Annotated in this window: 18 protein-coding genes, 1 tRNA gene, 1 pseudogene and 1 riboswitch; of the genes and pseudogenes, 4 read left to right on the plus strand and 16 right to left on the minus strand. The window is 61.1% G+C overall.

The window, feature by feature from the left end:
* Positions 1-9 precede the first annotated feature (9 nt).
* The 14 genes and pseudogenes from nuoF to ACHMW6_RS23455 form a co-directional block, all read right to left on the minus strand.
* The gene (gene nuoF, locus ACHMW6_RS23390; protein ID WP_395400335.1) at positions 10-1308 is read right to left on the minus strand and encodes an NADH-quinone oxidoreductase subunit NuoF; all 1299 of its coding nucleotides are present in this window, start codon (positions 1306-1308) and stop codon (positions 10-12) included.
* A complete protein-coding gene (gene nuoE / locus ACHMW6_RS23395) occupies positions 1305-1784 on the minus strand; it encodes an NADH-quinone oxidoreductase subunit NuoE (protein ID WP_395400337.1) in 480 nt (159 codons plus the stop codon). Before nuoE ends, nuoF begins: the two co-directional genes overlap by 4 nt.
* 10 nt (positions 1785-1794) lie before the next feature.
* Positions 1795-3050, minus strand: a pseudogene (locus ACHMW6_RS23400) (NADH-quinone oxidoreductase subunit D).
* A complete protein-coding gene (locus ACHMW6_RS23405) occupies positions 3050-3643 on the minus strand; it encodes an NADH-quinone oxidoreductase subunit C (RefSeq protein WP_395400339.1) in 594 nt (197 codons plus the stop codon). The pseudogene ACHMW6_RS23400 and the gene ACHMW6_RS23405 overlap by 1 nt, the downstream one beginning before the upstream one ends.
* A gap of 14 nt (positions 3644-3657) precedes the next feature.
* Positions 3658-4134 carry a NuoB/complex I 20 kDa subunit family protein gene (locus ACHMW6_RS23410; protein WP_395400341.1) on the minus strand — a complete coding sequence of 159 codons (477 nt, stop codon included), beginning with the start codon at positions 4132-4134 and terminating at the stop codon, positions 3658-3660.
* 3 nt (positions 4135-4137) lie between these two features.
* Positions 4138-4497 (minus strand): NADH-quinone oxidoreductase subunit A, encoded by a 360-nt coding sequence (locus tag ACHMW6_RS23415; RefSeq protein ID WP_161025933.1) that lies wholly within the window; start codon positions 4495-4497, stop codon positions 4138-4140.
* 182 nt (positions 4498-4679) lie between these two features.
* Positions 4680-4764: transfer RNA gene (locus tag ACHMW6_RS23420), tRNA-Leu, on the minus strand.
* 95 nt (positions 4765-4859) lie between these two features.
* A complete protein-coding gene (gene secG, locus ACHMW6_RS23425; protein WP_395400343.1) occupies positions 4860-5288 on the minus strand; it encodes a preprotein translocase subunit SecG in 429 nt (142 codons plus the stop codon).
* A 309-nt stretch (positions 5289-5597) separates the two neighbouring features.
* Positions 5598-6344: a triose-phosphate isomerase gene (gene tpiA, locus ACHMW6_RS23430; protein WP_395400345.1), complete on the minus strand. Its 747-nt coding sequence runs from the start codon at positions 6342-6344 to the stop codon at positions 5598-5600.
* A 52-nt stretch (positions 6345-6396) separates the two neighbouring features.
* Positions 6397-7377 carry an NAD(P)H-quinone oxidoreductase gene (locus tag ACHMW6_RS23435; RefSeq protein ID WP_395408695.1) on the minus strand — a complete coding sequence of 327 codons (981 nt, stop codon included), beginning with the start codon at positions 7375-7377 and terminating at the stop codon, positions 6397-6399.
* A gap of 42 nt (positions 7378-7419) precedes the next feature.
* A complete protein-coding gene (locus tag ACHMW6_RS23440; RefSeq protein ID WP_395400347.1) occupies positions 7420-8001 on the minus strand; it encodes a TMEM165/GDT1 family protein in 582 nt (193 codons plus the stop codon).
* 4 nt (positions 8002-8005) lie between these two features.
* Positions 8006-8184, minus strand: a riboswitch (yybP-ykoY riboswitch).
* Positions 8185-8284: 100 nt separating this feature from the next.
* On the minus strand, positions 8285-8839 hold the full coding sequence (locus tag ACHMW6_RS23445) for a tetratricopeptide repeat protein (RefSeq protein ID WP_395408696.1): 555 nt from the start codon (positions 8837-8839) through the stop codon (positions 8285-8287).
* A 124-nt stretch (positions 8840-8963) separates the two neighbouring features.
* On the minus strand, positions 8964-9731 hold the full coding sequence (locus tag ACHMW6_RS23450; protein WP_395400349.1) for a GIN domain-containing protein: 768 nt from the start codon (positions 9729-9731) through the stop codon (positions 8964-8966).
* 263 nt (positions 9732-9994) lie between these two features.
* The gene (locus tag ACHMW6_RS23455) at positions 9995-11284 is read right to left on the minus strand and encodes a cellulase family glycosylhydrolase (RefSeq protein WP_395400351.1); all 1290 of its coding nucleotides are present in this window, start codon (positions 11282-11284) and stop codon (positions 9995-9997) included.
* A 58-nt stretch (positions 11285-11342) separates the two neighbouring features.
* Between ACHMW6_RS23455 and ACHMW6_RS23460 the strand changes: the two genes are divergently transcribed.
* From ACHMW6_RS23460 to ACHMW6_RS23475, 4 genes are all read left to right on the plus strand, one after another.
* Entirely contained in the window at positions 11343-12716 is a 1374-nt protein-coding gene (locus tag ACHMW6_RS23460; protein WP_395400353.1) for a c-type cytochrome, read from the plus strand.
* 75 nt (positions 12717-12791) lie between these two features.
* The gene (locus tag ACHMW6_RS23465; protein WP_395400355.1) at positions 12792-13187 is read left to right on the plus strand and encodes an OsmC family protein; all 396 of its coding nucleotides are present in this window, start codon (positions 12792-12794) and stop codon (positions 13185-13187) included.
* Positions 13188-13332: 145 nt separating this feature from the next.
* On the plus strand, positions 13333-13755 hold the full coding sequence (locus ACHMW6_RS23470) for a hypothetical protein (RefSeq protein WP_395400357.1): 423 nt from the start codon (positions 13333-13335) through the stop codon (positions 13753-13755).
* Between the two features lie 8 nt (positions 13756-13763).
* Positions 13764-14162 carry a hypothetical protein gene (locus ACHMW6_RS23475; RefSeq protein ID WP_395400359.1) on the plus strand — a complete coding sequence of 133 codons (399 nt, stop codon included), beginning with the start codon at positions 13764-13766 and terminating at the stop codon, positions 14160-14162.
* A gap of 64 nt (positions 14163-14226) precedes the next feature.
* On the opposite strand, the gene pnp is transcribed toward ACHMW6_RS23475, so the two are convergent.
* Together pnp and rpsO are read right to left on the minus strand one after the other, a co-directional pair.
* The gene (gene pnp, locus ACHMW6_RS23480) at positions 14227-16350 is read right to left on the minus strand and encodes a polyribonucleotide nucleotidyltransferase (RefSeq protein WP_395400361.1); all 2124 of its coding nucleotides are present in this window, start codon (positions 16348-16350) and stop codon (positions 14227-14229) included.
* 171 nt (positions 16351-16521) lie between these two features.
* A complete protein-coding gene (rpsO, locus tag ACHMW6_RS23485) occupies positions 16522-16788 on the minus strand; it encodes a 30S ribosomal protein S15 (protein ID WP_395400363.1) in 267 nt (88 codons plus the stop codon).
* Positions 16789-16886: the final 98 nt, after the last annotated feature.

Below are 16886 nucleotides of genomic sequence, written 5' to 3' on the forward strand. Positions count from 1 at the left end.
AATCGCAGCTTAGTAAGCCGATACAGGCACCAGGCAGTGCTTGTGTTCGACGTGATATTCAAATTCTTCGCGGAACTGCTTGACGAAGGCGCGGACCGGCATTGCGGCAGCATCGCCCAGCGCGCAGATGGTGCGGCCCTGGATGTTGTCGGCGATGGAGTTCAGCATGTCCAGATCGGAGGCGCGGCCCTGGCCGTTCTCGATGCGATGGACCATGCGGTACATCCAGCCGGTGCCTTCACGGCACGGCGTGCACTGGCCGCAGGACTCTTCGTAGTAGAAGTAGGCCAGGCGTTCCAGCGCCTTCACCATGCAGCGCGTCTCGTCCATCACGATCACGGCGCCCGAACCGAGCATGGAGCCGGCTTTGGCGATCGCGTCGTAATCGAGGTCGGTCTGCATCATGATCTCGCCGCGGATCACCGGCGCGGAGGACCCGCCCGGGATCACGGCCTTGATCTTCTTGCCGCCGCGCATGCCGCCGGCCAGTTCCATCAGCTTGGCAAACGGAGTGCCCAGCGGGACTTCGTAGTTACCCGGACGCTCGACGTCGCCCGAGATCGAGAAGATCTTGGTGCCGCCGTTGTTCGGCTTGCCCAGCGCGAGGTAGTTCTCGGCGCCCATGTTCAGGATGAACGGAACGGCCGCGAAGGTCTCGGTGTTGTTGATGGTGGTCGGCTTGCCGTACAGGCCGAAGGACGCCGGGAACGGCGGCTTGAAGCGCGGCTGGCCCTTCTTGCCTTCCAGCGATTCGAGCAGCGCGGTTTCTTCGCCGCAGATGTAGGCGCCGTAGCCGTGGTGCGCGTGCAGCTGGAAGCTGAACTCCGAACCCATGATCTTGTCGCCCAGGAAGCCGGCGGCGCGCGCCTCTTCCAGCGCTTCTTCAAAGCGCAGGTATTCCTGGAAGATCTCGCCGTGGATGTAGTTGTAGCCCACGGTGATGCCCATGGCGTAAGCGCCGATGGCCATGCCTTCGATCAGCGAGTGAGGGTTGTAACGGATGATGTCGCGATCCTTGAACGTGCCCGGTTCGCCTTCGTCGGTATTGCAGACGAGGTATTTCTGGCCCGGGAACTGGCGCGGCATGAAGGACGATTTCAGGCCGGTCGGGAAGCCCGCACCGCCGCGGCCGCGCAGGCCGGAGGTCTTCAGCTCGGCAATGATCTGCTCGGGCGGGATCTTCTCTTCCAGGATGCGGCGCAGCGCCGAGTAGCCGCCACGCTTCACGTAGTCGGCCAGGTGCCAGTTGTCGCCGTTCAGGTCTTTCAGGATCAGGGGATTGATGTGACGGTCGTGCAGCGAGGTCATTTCTTCAGTTCCTCCACCAGGGCGTCGATCTTGTCGTTGCTCATGAAGGAGCACATACGGTGGTTATTGACCAGCATGACGGGTGCGTCGCCGCAGGCGCCCATGCACTCGCCTTCCATCAGCGTGAACTGGCCGTCTTCGGTGGTGCCGCGGAAGTCGATGCCCCACTTCTGTTTCAGGTGCTCGGCCGCCTTCACGCCGCCGGACAGCGCGCACGGCAGGTTGGTACACACGGTGATCTTGTGCTTGCCGACCGGCTTCAGGTTGTACATATTGTAGAAGGTGGCCACTTCCTGCACGGCGATGGCCGGCATGCGGATGTAGTCAGCCAGTTCCTTCATCACTTCCGGAGAAACCCAGCCCAGTTCCACCTGGGCGTGGGCCAGTGCGGCCATCACGGCCGACTGGCGCTGGTCGGCCGGATACTTGGCCAACTCGCGGTCGATTTTTTTATAGCATTCTTGGGATAACAGCATTCTTCTTCCCTTATCGGTCGATTTCGCCGAAAACGATGTCCTGGGTACCGATGATGGTCACTGCGTCGGCAATCATGTGGCCACGCGACATTTCGTCCAGACCCTGCAGGTGGGCGAAGCCCGGTGCGCGGATCTTCATGCGGTACGGCTTGTTGGCGCCATCGGAAATCAGGTAGATGCCGAATTCGCCCTTCGGGTGCTCCACCGCGCTGTACGCTTCGCCCGGCGGCACGTGGAAGCCTTCGGTGAACAGCTTGAAGTGGTGGATCAGCGATTCCATATTGGTCTTCATGTCCACGCGCGACGGCGGCGCCACCTTGCGGTTGCTGGTCATGACAGGACCCTGGTTCGCGCGCAGCCAGGCCACGCACTGCTTGATGATCTTGTTCGACTGGCGCATCTCTTCGATACGCACCAGGTAGCGGTCATACGAGTCGCCGTTGGTGCCGATCGGGATGTCGAAGTCCATCTTGTCATACACTTCGTACGGCTGGTTCTTGCGCAGGTCCCACAGCACGCCCGAGCCACGCAGCATGGCGCCGGTGAAGCCCATGGCTTTCGCGTCTTCCGGCGAAACCACGCCGATGCCCACGGTACGCTGCTTCCAGATACGGTTATCGGTCAGCAGGGTTTCGTATTCGTCGACATAGGTCGGGAAACGCTTGGTGAAGTCTTCAATGAAGTCCAGCATCGAGCCCTGGCGGTTCTCGTTACGCTCGGCCAGCGCCTTTGCGTTGCGGATCAGCGAGGCCTTGTACTGCGGCATCGCTTCCGGCAGGTCGCGGTAGACGCCGCCCGGACGGTAGTAAGCCGGCGTGCATGCGCGCGCCCGATACCGCTTCGTAGCAGTCCATCAGGTCTTCGCGGTCGCGGAAGGCGTACAGGAAGGGGCCCATGGCGCCCACGTCCAGCGCGTGCGCGCCCAGCCACAGCAGGTGATTCAGCAGACGGGTGATTTCGTCGAACATCACGCGGATGTACTGGGGCGCGGATCGGCACTTCCAGGCCGAGCAGCTTCTCGATCGCCATCACATAGGCGTGCTCATTGCACATCATCGACACGTAGTCGAGGCGGTCCATGTAAGGCACGGACTGCAGGTAGGTCTTCTGTTCGGCCAGCTTTTCGGTGGCGCGGTGCAGCAGGCCGATATGCGGGTCGGCACGCTGGATCACCTCACCGTCCAGCTCCAGCACCAGGCGCAGCACGCCGTGCGCTGCCGGGTGCTGCGGACCAAAGTTCAGGGTGTAATTCTTAATCTCAGCCATTATTTCATCCCGTAGTTTTCTTCGCGGATCACGCGCGGTACGTTTTCGCGCGGTTCGATCGTCACAGGCTGGTAGACCACGCGCTTCTGCTCCTGGTCATAGCGCATTTCCACGTAGCCGGACACCGGGAAGTCCTTGCGGAACGGGTGGCCGATGAAGCCATAGTCGGTCAGGATGCGGCGCAGGTCGTTGTGGCCTTCGAAGATGATGCCGTACAGGTCGAACGCTTCGCGCTCGAACCAGTTGGCGGCACGCCAGATCGGGGTCACGGAGGCCACGATAGGCAGCTCATCGTCCGGCGCGAACACGCGCACGCGCAGGCGCCAGTTCTTTTCCACGGACAGCAGGTGGGTCACGGCTGCGAAACGCAGGCCATCCCAGGTGCCTTCGCCGTAGCTCTGGTAGTCAACGCCGCACAGGTCGATCAGTTCTTCAAAACGCAAAGCTGCGTCGTCGCGCAGCTCTTGCATTACCCGGTAGTAGTCACCAGATTTGACAGTGATCGTCACCTCGCCCAGCGCGACAACGATTTTGGCCCGCTCGCCCAGCGTGGTTTCGAGGGCGGCGACCAGGTTTTCCAGATGTGTAGTCATATGTTGTACAGCCCTTAGCGCGCGATCGTGTTGGTCTTCTTGATCTTGTTATGCAGCTGCAGGATGCCGTACAGCAGCGCTTCCGCGGTTGGCGGGCAGCCCGGCACATACACGTCCACCGGCACGATACGGTCGCAGCCGCGCACCACGGAGTAGGAGTAGTGGTAGTAGCCGCCGCCGTTGGCGCAGGAGCCCATCGAGATCACCCAGCGCGGATCCGGCATCTGGTCATAGACCTTGCGCAGCGCAGGGGCCATCTTGTTGCACAGGGTGCCTGCCACGATCATCACGTCGGACTGACGTGGCGACGGACGGAACATGAAACCGAAACGCTCCAGGTCGTAACGGGCCGCACCAGCATGCATCATCTCCACCGCGCAGCAAGCCAGACCGAACGTCATCGGGTACATAGAACCCGTACGCGCCCAGTTAATCAGCTTGTCGGCAGTCGTGGTGATGAAGCCTTCGTTCAATACGCCTTCAATAGCCATGGCTTATTCCCAATCAAGGGCACCTTTCTTCCAGATATACCAAAAACCGACCACGAATTCAGCGATGAACACCATCATCGTCACGTAACCCTGCCAGCCCAGTTCGCGCATGGATACGCCCCAGGGGAAGAAGAATGCCGTTTCAAGGTCGAACAGAATGAACAGAATTGCGACGAGGTAGTAACGCACGTCGAATTTCATGCGCGCGTCTTCGAAGGCTTCGAAGCCGCACTCGTAGGGAGACAATTTCGCCGCATCGGGCTTGTTGGGACCAAGGATATGGCCCAGTACTTGCGGAACTACGCCGACACCGAGGCCGACTAAGAGGAACAGGAGGACGGGGAAATAATTTTCGAGGTTCACGATATGGTCTGCAGCTTTTGTTGAACGATCGGTTGGGGAGAAGCACTGCGATGATTTGCGGTGCATTTAACGCTCGACCCCAATCAAATGCTGAGACCAGGATCAAACGACACATCCTCGTAAAAAAACCAGCTTAGCCATGGATTGGAGCCCATGTGCCCTTGCTGGCTTTTCTGAATTTCTGGTGCCGACGACGAGACTCGAACTCGTACAGCTTGCGCCACTACCCCCTCAAGATAGCGTGTCTACCAATTTCACCACGTCGGCATAAGGCCGCTATTCTACTCTTCTTTCACGCCGTTGTTAATGCGTATTGCGCAATATCAAGAAGAAAAGCGGCAAAAATTTCAAAATTGCCAGTTTTACTTCGCCGGAGCCGGGGCGGGCGCCGCCGGAGCCGAAGCTGCAGGCGCAGCAGCCGGAGCCGCCTCACCCGCAGGCGCTGCTGCTGCCGGAGCAGCAGCCGGAGCTGCCGACGGAATGGCAGCCGAACCCTTGACCGGCGCCGGCACGGTCACGTTTTCCATCACGCCGCCGCCGGCGCTCACGCCGCGCTGGTTCGCCAGCATCGACAGGCCCAGGGTGGCGGCGAAGAAGATCGCTGCCGCCAGTGCGGTGGACTTGGACAGGAAGTTCGACGAGCCGGTGGCGCCGAACAGGCTGCCCGAAGCGCCGGAACCGAAGGCCGCGCCCATGTCGGCACCCTTGCCGTGCTGAAGCAGCACGAGGCCGATAATGGCAATCGCGGACAGGACCTGCACTACGATGATCAGATTGAACAAAGAGTTCATGCTATTCCATTCTCAATTAAAGAAATTACAAGCCAATTACTTGGGGCTCATCCAACTTCGGAAACACCCCGGCCGCTCACGGCGGATCAATGATCCCCCTACAGCCTGCGGCCTTAAACCATCCAAGGCGCGGACAATTCACCAGCCACGCGGCCTCAAACCATCCAACGGCGCGGACAATCCACCCGTCACGCGCCCTAATCCATTCAACGGCGCGGACAAGCCATCCGTCACGCGCCCTCAAACAATCAACAGCGTGATTAATCCACCGTTGCGTAGGGCGGATCATTGATCCGCCGTGTTTTCCCGTCACGCGGCCTCGATAATGCCCAGGAAATCCTCGGCCTTGAGGGCCGCGCCGCCGATCAACCCGCCGTCAATATCAGGCTGAGCCAGCAAATCCTTCGCATTCTCCGGCTTCATGCTGCCGCCATACAGGATCTGCATGCCGGCGGCCGCCGCCGCATTCCGTTCAGCCACCTGCTTGCGCAGCAGTGCGTGCACTTCCTGCGCCATGGCCGGGGTAGCCGTCTTGCCGGTACCGATGGCCCACACGGGCTCATAGGCCAGCACAATCTTTTCCAGCGCGGCCGTGTCCAGCACGTCCAGCACAGCCTGCAGCTGCAGGCAGACGGTCACGGCCGTCTTGCCCGCTTCGCGCTGCTGCAGCGTTTCGCCGACGCAGACCACCGGCACCAGGCCGGCGTTCACGGCAGCCAGCGCCTTCTGCGCCACCAGCTCATTGTTCTCGCCGTGGTAGGCGCGGCGCTCGGAGTGGCCAACGATGGCAAACTTGCTGCCAAAATCCAGCAACATCGACGCCGCCACCTCGCCGGTATAGGCGCCGGCAGCGTAGGCGGAAACGTCCTGCCCGCCCCAGGCGACCGGCGTTTCAGCCAGTTCAGCCTCACATTGTGCCAGATAGGGAGCCGGAACGCAGACGGCCGCATCGGCCTTGCCAGATTTGAAACCGGCCACGATGCCGGACAGCAGGACGGAATTCGCGGCGCGGGAGCCATTCATCTTCCAGTTGCCGATAACAAGTTTGCGTCGCATGACTGCCTAAAATTTAATAACCCGCAATTGTAGCCCGCCTGGGGAAGACCGGTCAAACCACCTGCAACATGATCTTGCCCACGTGTTGGCTCGACTCCATCAGCGCATGCGCGGCCGCCGCCTGCTCCAGCGGGAAGCTTTCATAGATTACGGGCTTGACATCCCCCGCTTCCAGCAGCGGCCACACCTTTTCCTTCAACTGGCGCGCGATGGCCGCCTTGAAAGCCACGGAACGGGGCCGCAGGGTGGAACCGGTCACGGTCAGCCGGCGGCGCAGCACCTGGCCGAGATCAATCTGGGACTTGCCGCCGCCCAGCAGCGCAATGATGGCGATGCGGCCATCGTCGGCCAGGCAGTTGATTTCGCGCGGCAGGTAGTCGCCGCCCACCATATCCAGGATCACATCGACGCCGATATCGCCCGTCAGCTGCTTGACCACGGCAGCGAAATCCTCGCTGCGGTAATTGATGCCGCGCTCGGCGCCCAGGGCTTCGCAAGCGCGCGCCTTCTCGTCGCTCCCCGCGGTGGCAAACACACGGTGGCCGAGGGCGCTGGCCAGCTGAATGGCCGTCACGCCGATGCCGGAGGTGCCACCCTGCACCAGCAGGGATTCGCCCTTGCCCAGCTGGGCGCGATCGAACACATTGCTCCAGACGGTAAAGAAAGTCTCCGGCAGCGAGGCCGCCTCCAGCGGCGACATGCCGCGCGGCACAGGCAGGCACTGCTCGACAGGCGCGGTTACGTACTCGGCATAGCCGCCACCCTGGACCAGGGCGCAGACCATGTCGCCGATCTTGAAGCCGGTGGCGCCCAAGTCGCCATCGACAATCTCGCCCGCCACTTCCAGGCCCGGCAGGTCGCTGGCGCCCGGCGGCGGGTTATAGGAGCCCAGGCGCTGGAACACGTCCGGGCGGTTGACGCCGGCCGCGTGCACGCGGATGCGCACCTCCCCTTCCCTGGCCACCGGCAGCGGACGTTCGCACAGCCGCAGCACGTCGGCCGCCCCGGGTTTGCTGATTTCGATTGCGCGCATCATCGCCTGCCCTCCCATGAGTAAAGCGACAATTTTACCGCGTCAGAAACCGAAGCGTTCTCCCATGCCCGTCAGGGTGGCAATGCCCAGCAGTGCGAACATGACGGCGGCCACGCCATGCACCAGCTTCATCGGGATCTTGCGCGACAGGCGGTCGCCCACGAAAACGGCAGGCACATCCGCAATCAGCATGCCGAGGGTGGTGCCGGCCACGACAATCAGGGGCGCGCCGTAATGGGCGGCCATGGCCACGGTGGCAATCTGCGTCTTGTCGCCCATTTCGGCAAGGAAGAAGGCGACCAGGGTGGCGCCGAAGACGCCGAAGCGGGTCGCAGGCGTGCTGTCTTCGTCTTCGTCGATCTTGTCCGGGATCAGGGTCCAGGCCGCCATGCCGAGGAAGCCCAGGCCGAGTACCCAGCGCAGCACTTCCGGCGTCAGCACGGACGTGATCCAGGCGCCCAGCGCCCCGGCAATACCGTGGTTGACGAGGGTGGCGGCCAGGATGCCGAGCACAATGGGCACGGGTTTGCGGAATCGGGCGGCGAGCAGGAGTGCGAGGAGCTGGGTCTTGTCGCCGATTTCAGCAAGGGCGACAACGCCGGTGGAGACGAGGAGTGCTTCCATTGATATTTCCCAGGCCGGGCACGGACGAATGACCACAACACGCCCCCGGCCTAAAAATCGGCGGCGTTGTGGTCAAAGGTCTTGCCAAGTTTCGGGACCGCATACGCCATGGCCTGTGGGCCAAGTGTGTTGACGCATGCCTCTTCGGGAGACGAAGAGCGGCTACTCCCCAATGACGGGCGAGATTTTAAATCAGTGTGCCGCCATAGTCAAAAGAAACCCACGGCATAAAACAAGTGTCTGCCACGATGTGGCAGACACTAGGGTTACGCCGTGGGTTTTGTCAGCCGCCGCCAGTTCGGGAGGCGCGCGGCAGCGGCGTCCCCGGCTTCCAGCTCGAGGAGAGCGCCTGCCCCTCCTCGATCTGCTCCGGCGTCATCGCCTTCACAACGGCCGCGCGCTGCTCGGCCGCATTCGCCGAGCCATTGGCCGCCGCCAGGTTCCACAGCATATAAGCAATCACATTATCCTGCGGCATGCCGCCGATGTGATACCGGTACATCAGCCCCAGCACCTGCTGCGCGTCCGCATGCCCCTGCTCGGCCGCCTTGCGGAACCACACCACGGCCTGCTTATGGTCCTGGATCACGGCATTGCCCGTGTAGTACATGGCGCCCACCACATACTGCGCATCGGCCTTGCCCTTGGCAGCGGCCTTGCGGTGCCAGGCCAGCGCCTGCTTATAGTCCTGCGGCACGCCGCGGCCCATGTAATACATCAGGCCGAGCAAGTGCTCGGCATCCGCATTCCCCGCCTTGGCCAGCGGCAGAATCTCCTTGTAGGCCAGCGTATAGTTCTTGTTGTTATACGCCATGGCCCCTTCGGCAAAGCCGGCCATGGCCGGGAACTGTAGCCCCAGCACGATGCCGATCGCCAAGTAAAACGCCTCTTAATTTTTTCATGGTGCTTTGTATTTATCCGTTCTTTGCACTGCTGAATCTGTCTCTGCCCCGCGCGGGCCGCTACTTCCAGCTGACCTTGCCCAGCCCATCCACGCTGACGTTACGGTTCTGAGGCTTGCCGTACACGGTCACCGATCCCAGTCCGCTCAGGTTCAACGTTGCGTTGCTCCTGGCGTTGACGGTGGCGTTGCCCAGTCCGCTCAATTCAAGGTTCACATCGTCCACCTGGAACTGCTGCGCATTCAGTCCGCCCAGCCCGCCTAGTGTCGCCTTCAGCTGCTTGCTGCGGCCGCCGATTGTGATGTAGCCGGCGCCCTGCAAATCCAGATCCACGTTATCGTTTTCAGTCACCCACACATGCATGCTGCCGACGCCGCCCAGGTTGGCCTTCAGCTGCTTGTAGTCACAGACCACTTTCATGCTGCCCGCCCCGTCCAGGGTCAGGTCGATCTTGTCGCCGGTGAAGCCGCTGACTTCCGTCGTGCCCACCCCTTCCGAAACCAGCTCCCTCAGCTGCGGCAGCACCAGTTCGACACGCACGGTGGACTGCCGGTTCAGCTTGACGCCATGGGTTTCGGTATCCAGGTGCAGGGTGTCGCCCGTCTGCACGGCAGTGACCTTGGTCACGTAGCGCTTGTCGCCGATGATGTTGAGCTGCGGGGTCGAACCTTGTCGCAACTTCAGGTCGATCACGCCATCCAGCTTGACGCGCACGACCCGGGCATCGATCACACGGTTTTCCGTGGTGGTCTCATCGGCGGCTTGGGCCACTCCCAGGAAGGTACACAGGGTAGTGAACAGCAGGCCAATGGTGAAAGTCATCTTCATCTCGAAATCCTTTTGGTTGTCAGCGTCAGAGGTTGGCGGCAACCATCATGTAAGGGAGTTCAAGCGCGCTCAAGGCGACCAGCACGACGCTGCCTATCGTGGCGACAGCGACGACCAGGGTATTTTTTGCGGTTTTCATCTTGAATCCCCCTTTCTTTATAACCAGTTTTTCTATGCTTGCATCTTATCGATATCGCTCCGCCCCATCACTGGAATTGCGACGAAATGCAAAAAACGCGGATCAGGCGTCAAAAACCGGTGTTTTAGGGCATAAGGGGCTTACTCAGCCGTGTCAGGCGCGCCGAATACTCGCGCAGCACGGCCAGGGTGCCGGCGTCCGAATCGAAGACGGAGAACAGGCCCTGCTCCTCCTGCGGCGGGTCACCGAGGAAGTCGTTGCCCTCCTTCCACCAGAAATCGGCATTGGCGGCCCGCCCTGCCCCGCTCCAGGCCCAGAAATTAAAGCCGGCGATGGGGTCGCCTTTGGCGGCACGGCTGGCGACGGTTTCCAGCACCTCGCGGTAGAAGCGGTCGCGCTGGGTGGTGCCGGCGCTCAGGGCGAAGGCGCCGCCGTCGCGGTCCCAGCCGAATTCTTCCAGGACGATGGGCTTGCCCAGCCGCTTCGCGGCGTCGATATGCGCGTTCAGGTAAGCGCTGCTTTTGGCCCAGGCGTTATCCCAGCTTGTGACCCAGCCCCAGTTCTTTGGCCACAGGTGGTAGGTCAGGTAATCGACGCCCGGCGCACGGTGGGCGCGCTCGAACAGCTCCGCATCGCGCGCCGAGCCGATCACGCCCTCGCTGCCGGTGCTGACCAGATGGTTCGGGTCCAGGCCGTGGATGTAGGCGGAGGTGTCGGCGATCCACTGCACATAACTCGCCTTCTCTTCCATACCGGCCTTGCTGTTGCCGGGCCGCGGCTCGTTGGCCAGCTGCCAGGCCATGATGGCCGTGTCTTCCGCATAGCGCTTGCCGGTGACAGTGTTCGTGCGCTGCACGATGGCGCGTATCACGCGGCGATACTCCTCCTGGGCCTTCGTGCTCTGGTAGAAGCGCGCGGTCGCCGCGATGAAGCCTTCGTAGTCCTTGGTGATGTTCGGGTCGATGGCCGGCGTGCCCTCGAACCAGTTCAGGTACTGGGTCATGCCGCCGGACCATTGCCAGAAGTTGTTCAGGTAGAGCACCACCGTCATATCGCGCTTCGCCAGTTCGGCCATGAGGAAGTCCAGGCCTTGCAGCAGCTGCTCGTCGTAGCGGCCCGGCGCGCTGGTGGTGGCGGGCTTCACGGCGCTCGGCATCGCCGTCCGTTCGGACACGGCCAGCACGCGCACATTATTGATACCCAGCGCCTTCAACGCATCCAGTTCCTTCGCCAGCCGTGCACGGTCGCCCGGCTTGCCGGCCGCGCCCAGGTAGCCGCCATACCAGAGGTTGGCGCCGGCGACGTAGTACGCCCTGCCCTCGCGCTCGAAGTGCGTCCCCTTGACCCTGACGAAATCCGCGGCCGCTGCGTTCAGCGCAAACAGGCAGGCCAACAACGTAAGCATCTTCCTCATTCTCTATCCTTTTTCCTTTATGATGCGGGGCATTGCAAATCACAGCCGGAGAAAAATAATGAACAAAGCGCTCGTCGGTGCAGCCTTGCTGTTCCTTGGAGTGTCCGCCCATGCCGCCGACATCGCGGCGTCGGCGAAACTGTACCAGACCTATTGCGCCTCCTGCCATGGCGTTGAGCTGCAAGGCGCCGAAGGTCCCAGCCTGACCGACGCCAAATGGATCCACGGCGAGCCGACCAAGGCGAATCTGGTGAAGATCATCAGCAAGGGCGTGCCCGACAAGGGCATGCCGGCTTGGGCGGGCGTGCTGACCAAGGAGCAGATCGCTCAAGTTGCTGATTACGTTTCGCCCAAGTCCGCCGCCGCGCGCAAGGCCGCCAAGCCTGCCGCTGCCGCCAATCCGCTGGCGGGCCTGAAGCTGCCGAAGGGCTTCAGCATCTCGATCTATGCGGACAAGGTGGAGAGCGCGCGCGAGATGGCCGTGTCGCCAAGCGGCATCGTGTACGTGGGCTCGCGCAAGCCGGGCAAGGTCTACGCGCTGATCGATGAAAACAAGGACGGTGTGGTCGACAGGATCGTGACCGTGGCCGAAGGCCTGGACAAGCCGAACGGCGTGGCCTTGCTGAACGGCGACCTGTATGTGGGCGAGATCTCGCGCATCATCAAGTTTGCGGACATCGACCGCACCTACGCGTCCAAGCCTTCCTACAAGGTGATCAAGGACGACCTGCCAAAGGAAGGCTGGCACGGCGAGAAGTACATCAAGGCCGGGCCGGATGGCAAGCTGTATGTGCCGATCGGCGCACCCTGCAACGTCTGCAATAAGGAAGACGAAGCCTACTCCAAGATCTGGCGCATGAATCCGGACGGCAGCAACTGGGAGCTGGTGGCGCGCGGCGTGCGCAATACCGTGGGCTTTAACTGGCATCCGGAGACGAAGGAACTGTGGTTCACCGATAATGGCCGCGATGAGATGGGCGACAACACGCCATCCTGCGAACTGAATGTCGCGCCCAAGCTGGGCATGCACTTCGGCTTCCCCTATTGCCACGGCGGCGTGGTGCCGGACCCCGACTTCGCCAAGGGACGCACCTGCGAAGAGTTCACCCCGCCGGTGGCCAAGCTCGGCCCCCACGTGGCGCCGCTGGGCATGGCCTTCTACACCGGCACCGCCTTCCCGCAGGCTTACCGCAACCAGCTGTTCGTGGCCGAGCACGGGTCCTGGAACCGCGCCAACAAGATCGGCTACCAGGTGCGCCTGATCACGCTGTACGGCAACCAGGTGGTGAGCGACACCGCCTTCATCGACGGCTTCCTGCAGGGCGAGGAAGTCAGCGGTCGCCCGGTCGATATCGCCGTGCTGGCCGACGGCTCGATGCTGGTCTCGGACGACCACGCCAACCGCATTTACCGCATTACCTACAAACCCTGATCAGCCAGCGCGCCCGGTGCCTCCACGCCGGGCGCCGCGGTTTAGAATAAGGGCACCTCTCCGTTGGAGCATCGCGTGAAAATCTCAGCTACCGTCCGCAACTCATACAAGATCCACGAGACGCGCGTGAGCACAGACGGCGTTGCGCAATCCCTGGATGTGCCGATGAAAAGCGCCGGCAAAGGGTCGGGGATTAATGGCGGAGAGTTTCTGATGCTGGCCATCGCCACCTGCTATTGCAATGACCTTTACCGCGAAGCAGAACGCTTACAAATAGCAATTAATAGTATCGAAGTGGAAGCCAGCGCCGACTTCCCAGGTCCGGGACTTGCCGCGACAAATATCCGCTATTCCGCCCGCGTTCTCTCCACCGCTCCAGACGACGTCATCGAGGATTTATTGCGACGTACCGATTCGATAGCTGAAATACATAACACGATTCGCAGCGGCGTCCCTGTTCAGTTAATCTGACTCATTTTCAGCTTATTAATTGACGAATCGCTCTACGCTCCCCTATAAAAAAATATTAATGCCCTGCTGTGCTCCCTCGCCCTATATTGAAAAAGCTGGATGCAATAAGTCCAGTTGAAGACAAATCATAAAGAAGGGGGTCGCCATGAAAGGGAAGATAGCCCTGATGGGCCTGTGTTTTTGCGCGCTCACCACGTCACTGTGGGCGCAAACCGATGTGGAACGGGTGGTGATTCCGGCATTAAAAAGTGCCGAAATTAAAGGTTATTTCACTTCGCAATCCGACTTCAAAGTTTATAAAGGGGAGTATGCGCTGTCTAATGGAAAAACCATGACGCTCAGCCGTTTCCAGACCCGCATGTATGCCCAGGTGGGATCTCAGACCAGGCATGAAATTGTCCGCACCGGAAACGGAAAATTTGTGGCGCTGGATAAGACCATGGAAATGCACCTTAACGAACAGGACAACGGCGATATCAATGGCAACATGACTTATATCGATGAAGACATCCAGAAAACGGCCGGCCTGCCACCGGAAGCCGCGATCGTCTCGGTAGCCATGCGCTAGGGTGCGCCATGTTACGCGCACTTCCACTGCTTGCCTGCGGCCTGCTGGCCGCCGGCGCCTACGCACAGCAACAAAACACGCCGGAGCGCGTGCTGGTGCCCGCTACCCGGGCAGATGCTCCGCCCTACTTCATCTTTCCGGATGACCTGGACAACTACAAGGGCGAATATTTCCTGTCCAACGGCAAACGGATGTATATCAGCAGGTTAGATAAACGCCTGTTTGCACAGGTCGGACGCCAGCGCGAGCACGAGATCCGGCCCGTTGCTGAGCACAAATTCGAGGCCGTGGACGGCAGCATGTCGCTGCACATAGAAATCTCGCGGCGCGGCCATGTCAGCGGCACCATTTCCTACCTGGACGAGGAGGCGCCCAGCCGGACAGTTGCCAGCCTGAACGTTCCCTAGCCCGGTTATAAAAAAGCCGCCAGGCTTGCGCACTGGCGGCTTTTTTACAGCGGTAAGGCTGGGATTACTGTGCAGCGGCGGCAGCGGCTTCTTCAGCAGCAGCTTTCATGGACAGTTTCAGGCGTCCGCGGTCGTCAGTCTCGAGGACCTTCACGCGTACCTGCTGGCCTTCTTTCAGGTAGTCGGCAACGGCGTTCACGCGCTCGTTGGCGATCTGAGAGATGTGCAGCAGGCCGTCTTTGCCCGGCATCACTTGCACGATGGCGCCGAAGTCCAGCAGCTTCAGGACGGTGCCGTCGTAGCACTTGCCCACTTCCACGGAAGCGGTCAGCTCTTCGATGCGGCGCTTGGCTTCCTGGCCGGCGGCGGCGTCCACCGAAGCGATGGTCACGATGCCTTCGTCGGTAATGTCGATCTGGGTGCCGGTCTCTTCGGTCAGCGCGCGGATGACAGCGCCGCCCTTGCCGATCACGTCGCGGATCTTCTCAGGGTTGATGCGGATGGTGATCAGGCGCGGTGCGAAGTCCGACAGCTCGGTCTTCACATTCGGCATGGCCTTCTGCATTTCGCCCAGGATGTGCTGGCGGCCTTCTTTTGCCTGAGCCAGTGCAACCTGCATGATTTCCTTGGTGATGCCCTGGATCTTGATGTCCATCTGCAGCGCGGTAATGCCATTGGCGGTACCGGCTACCTTGAAGTCCATGTCGCCCAGGTGGTCTTCATCGCCCAGGATGTCGGACAGGACGGCGAAACGGCCGCCTTCCTTGATCAGGCCCATGGCGATACCGGCCACGTGCGCCTTCATCGGCACGCCGGCATCCATCAGCGCCAGGCAGCCGCCGCAGACGGAAGCCATGGACGAGGAACCGTTCGATTCGGTGATTTCGGACACCAGGCGCACCGAGTAGGAGAACTCTTCCGGCGCCGGCAGAGCGGCAACCAGCGCGCGCTTGGCCAGGCGGCCGTGGCCGATTTCACGGCGCTTCGGCGTGCCAACACGGCCGGTTTCGCCGGTGGCGAACGGAGGCATGTTGTAGTGCAGCATGAAGTCGTCGGTGTATTCGCCCATCAGCGCGTCGATCTTCTGCGAGTCGCGGGCGGTGCCCAGGGTCGCTACGACCAGTGCCTGGGTTTCGCCGCGGGTAAACAGGGCGGAACCGTGGGTACGCGGCAGGACGGAGGTACGAATCGAGATCGGACGCACAGTCTTGGTGTCGCGGCCGTCGATACGCGGCTCGCCTTCCAGAATCTGCGAACGCACAACCTTGGCTTCCATTTCGAACAGGATGTTGCCAACTTCAACGGAATCCGGTGCTTCGGCGCCGGCAGCGGCTGCCTCGGCAGTCAGGTCAGCCTGCACTTCGGAGGACATGGCGCGCAGCTTTTCGGTACGGGCCTGCTTGTCCTTGGTCTGGTAGGCTTCGCGGATCTTGGTTTCGGCGAAGTGCGCCACGCGGCCGATCAGGGCTTCGTTCTTGGCCGGAGCGGTCCACTCCTGCTCAGGCTTGCCGCCGTCGCGCACCAGTTCGTGGATCGCGTCGATCACGACTTTCATCTGTTCGTGGCCATATACCACGGCGCCCAGCATGATTTCTTCGGACAGCTGCTGCGCTTCGGATTCCACCATCAGTACGGCGGATTCGGTACCGGCCACCACCAGGTCCATCTGGGAGTCTTTCAGCTGGGAGGCAGTCGGGTTCAGGATGTACTGGCCGTTCTGGTAACCCACGCGCGCGGCGCCGATTGGGCCGTTGAACGGTACGCCAGCCACGCACAGGGCGGCGGAGGCGCCGATCATGGAAGCGATGTCCGGATCGATCTCAGGATTCACGGACAGAACGTGCACGATCACCTGCACTTCGTTCATGTAGCCCTCTGGGAACAGAGGACGGATAGGACGGTCGATCAGACGGGAAGTCAGTGTCTCCTTCTCCGAAGGGCGGCCTTCGCGCTTGAAGAAACCGCCAGGGATTTTGCCCGCTGCGTAGGTCTTCTCGAGGTAGTCAACGGTCAACGGGAAAAAGTCCTGGCCCGGCTTGGCGTCTTTGCGCGCCACCACGGTAGCCAGCACGACGGTGTCGTCCATCGACACCATCACCGCGCCGGAAGCCTGGCGAGCGATTTCGCCAGTTTCCAGCGTCACGGTATGTTGGCCGTACTGGAAGGTCTTCGTTACTTTGTTAAACATGGGTAATCCCTTTCTATTTGCCGACAGATTTTCAGGAGCTGTCGTTGCACCTCACCACGGGCAGCTTGTGGCCGCCTTTACTGCAAAAAAATTAACGGTCCAAAAAGGCAAAATGCCTGCGACAGCGAACTGACGCAGGCATCTTCTTAAACCGGGTAACGCAAGTATTACTTACGCGAGACCGAGTTTAGCGATCAGGTCGCGATAACGGTTTGCGTCCTTGCCTTTCAGGTAGGACAGCAGGGACTTACGACGGTTCACCATCTTGATCAGGCCACGACGGGAGTGGTGGTCTTTGGTGTGCTCTTTGAAGTGGGTGTTCAGCTCGTTGATACGTGCGGTCAGCAGAGCAACCTGAACTTCTGGGGAGCCGGTGTCGTTTTGGCCACGGGCGTTGTCGGCGATGATAGCTGCCTTGTTGATGTTTTCAACAGTCATGATTTACCTTTCACATGCGATGCACGGAGTCGCAACCCTGCACATCGTGAACTTCGTTAATGAAACTCCAGCCGGATGGCCGGACGCGGAAGTATAAC

The organism is Pseudoduganella sp. UC29_106 (assembly GCF_044055365.1).
In the GTDB taxonomy this organism is placed as follows: domain Bacteria; phylum Pseudomonadota; class Gammaproteobacteria; order Burkholderiales; family Burkholderiaceae_D; genus Rugamonas.

Excerpts from the sequence above, each read along its gene's own strand:
- rpsO (WP_395400363.1), bottom strand. The coding sequence starts at position 16,788 with ATGACTGTTGAAAACATCAACAAGGCAGCTATCATCGCCGACAACGCC.
- ACHMW6_RS23455 (WP_395400351.1), bottom strand. The coding sequence starts at position 11,284 with ATGAGGAAGATGCTTACGTTGTTGGCCTGCCTGTTTGCGCTGAACGCA.
- tpiA (WP_395400345.1), bottom strand. The coding sequence starts at position 6,344 with ATGCGACGCAAACTTGTTATCGGCAACTGGAAGATGAATGGCTCCCGC.
- ACHMW6_RS23405 (WP_395400339.1), bottom strand. The coding sequence starts at position 3,643 with ATGACTACACATCTGGAAAACCTGGTCGCCGCCCTCGAAACCACGCTG.
- ACHMW6_RS23470 (WP_395400357.1), top strand. The coding sequence starts at position 13,333 with ATGAAAGGGAAGATAGCCCTGATGGGCCTGTGTTTTTGCGCGCTCACC.
- ACHMW6_RS23475 (WP_395400359.1), top strand. The coding sequence starts at position 13,764 with ATGTTACGCGCACTTCCACTGCTTGCCTGCGGCCTGCTGGCCGCCGGC.
- ACHMW6_RS23460 (WP_395400353.1), top strand. The coding sequence starts at position 11,343 with ATGAACAAAGCGCTCGTCGGTGCAGCCTTGCTGTTCCTTGGAGTGTCC.
- secG (WP_395400343.1), bottom strand. The coding sequence starts at position 5,288 with ATGAACTCTTTGTTCAATCTGATCATCGTAGTGCAGGTCCTGTCCGCG.
- ACHMW6_RS23445 (WP_395408696.1), bottom strand. The coding sequence starts at position 8,839 with ATGGCCGGCTTTGCCGAAGGGGCCATGGCGTATAACAACAAGAACTAT.
- ACHMW6_RS23435 (WP_395408695.1), bottom strand. The coding sequence starts at position 7,377 with ATGCGCGCAATCGAAATCAGCAAACCCGGGGCGGCCGACGTGCTGCGG.
- ACHMW6_RS23410 (WP_395400341.1), bottom strand. The coding sequence starts at position 4,134 with ATGGCTATTGAAGGCGTATTGAACGAAGGCTTCATCACCACGACTGCC.
- nuoE (WP_395400337.1), bottom strand. The coding sequence starts at position 1,784 with ATGCTGTTATCCCAAGAATGCTATAAAAAAATCGACCGCGAGTTGGCC.
- ACHMW6_RS23450 (WP_395400349.1), bottom strand. The coding sequence starts at position 9,731 with ATGAAGATGACTTTCACCATTGGCCTGCTGTTCACTACCCTGTGTACC.
- nuoF (WP_395400335.1), bottom strand. The coding sequence starts at position 1,308 with ATGACCTCGCTGCACGACCGTCACATCAATCCCCTGATCCTGAAAGAC.
- pnp (WP_395400361.1), bottom strand. The coding sequence starts at position 16,350 with ATGTTTAACAAAGTAACGAAGACCTTCCAGTACGGCCAACATACCGTG.
- ACHMW6_RS23440 (WP_395400347.1), bottom strand. The coding sequence starts at position 8,001 with ATGGAAGCACTCCTCGTCTCCACCGGCGTTGTCGCCCTTGCTGAAATC.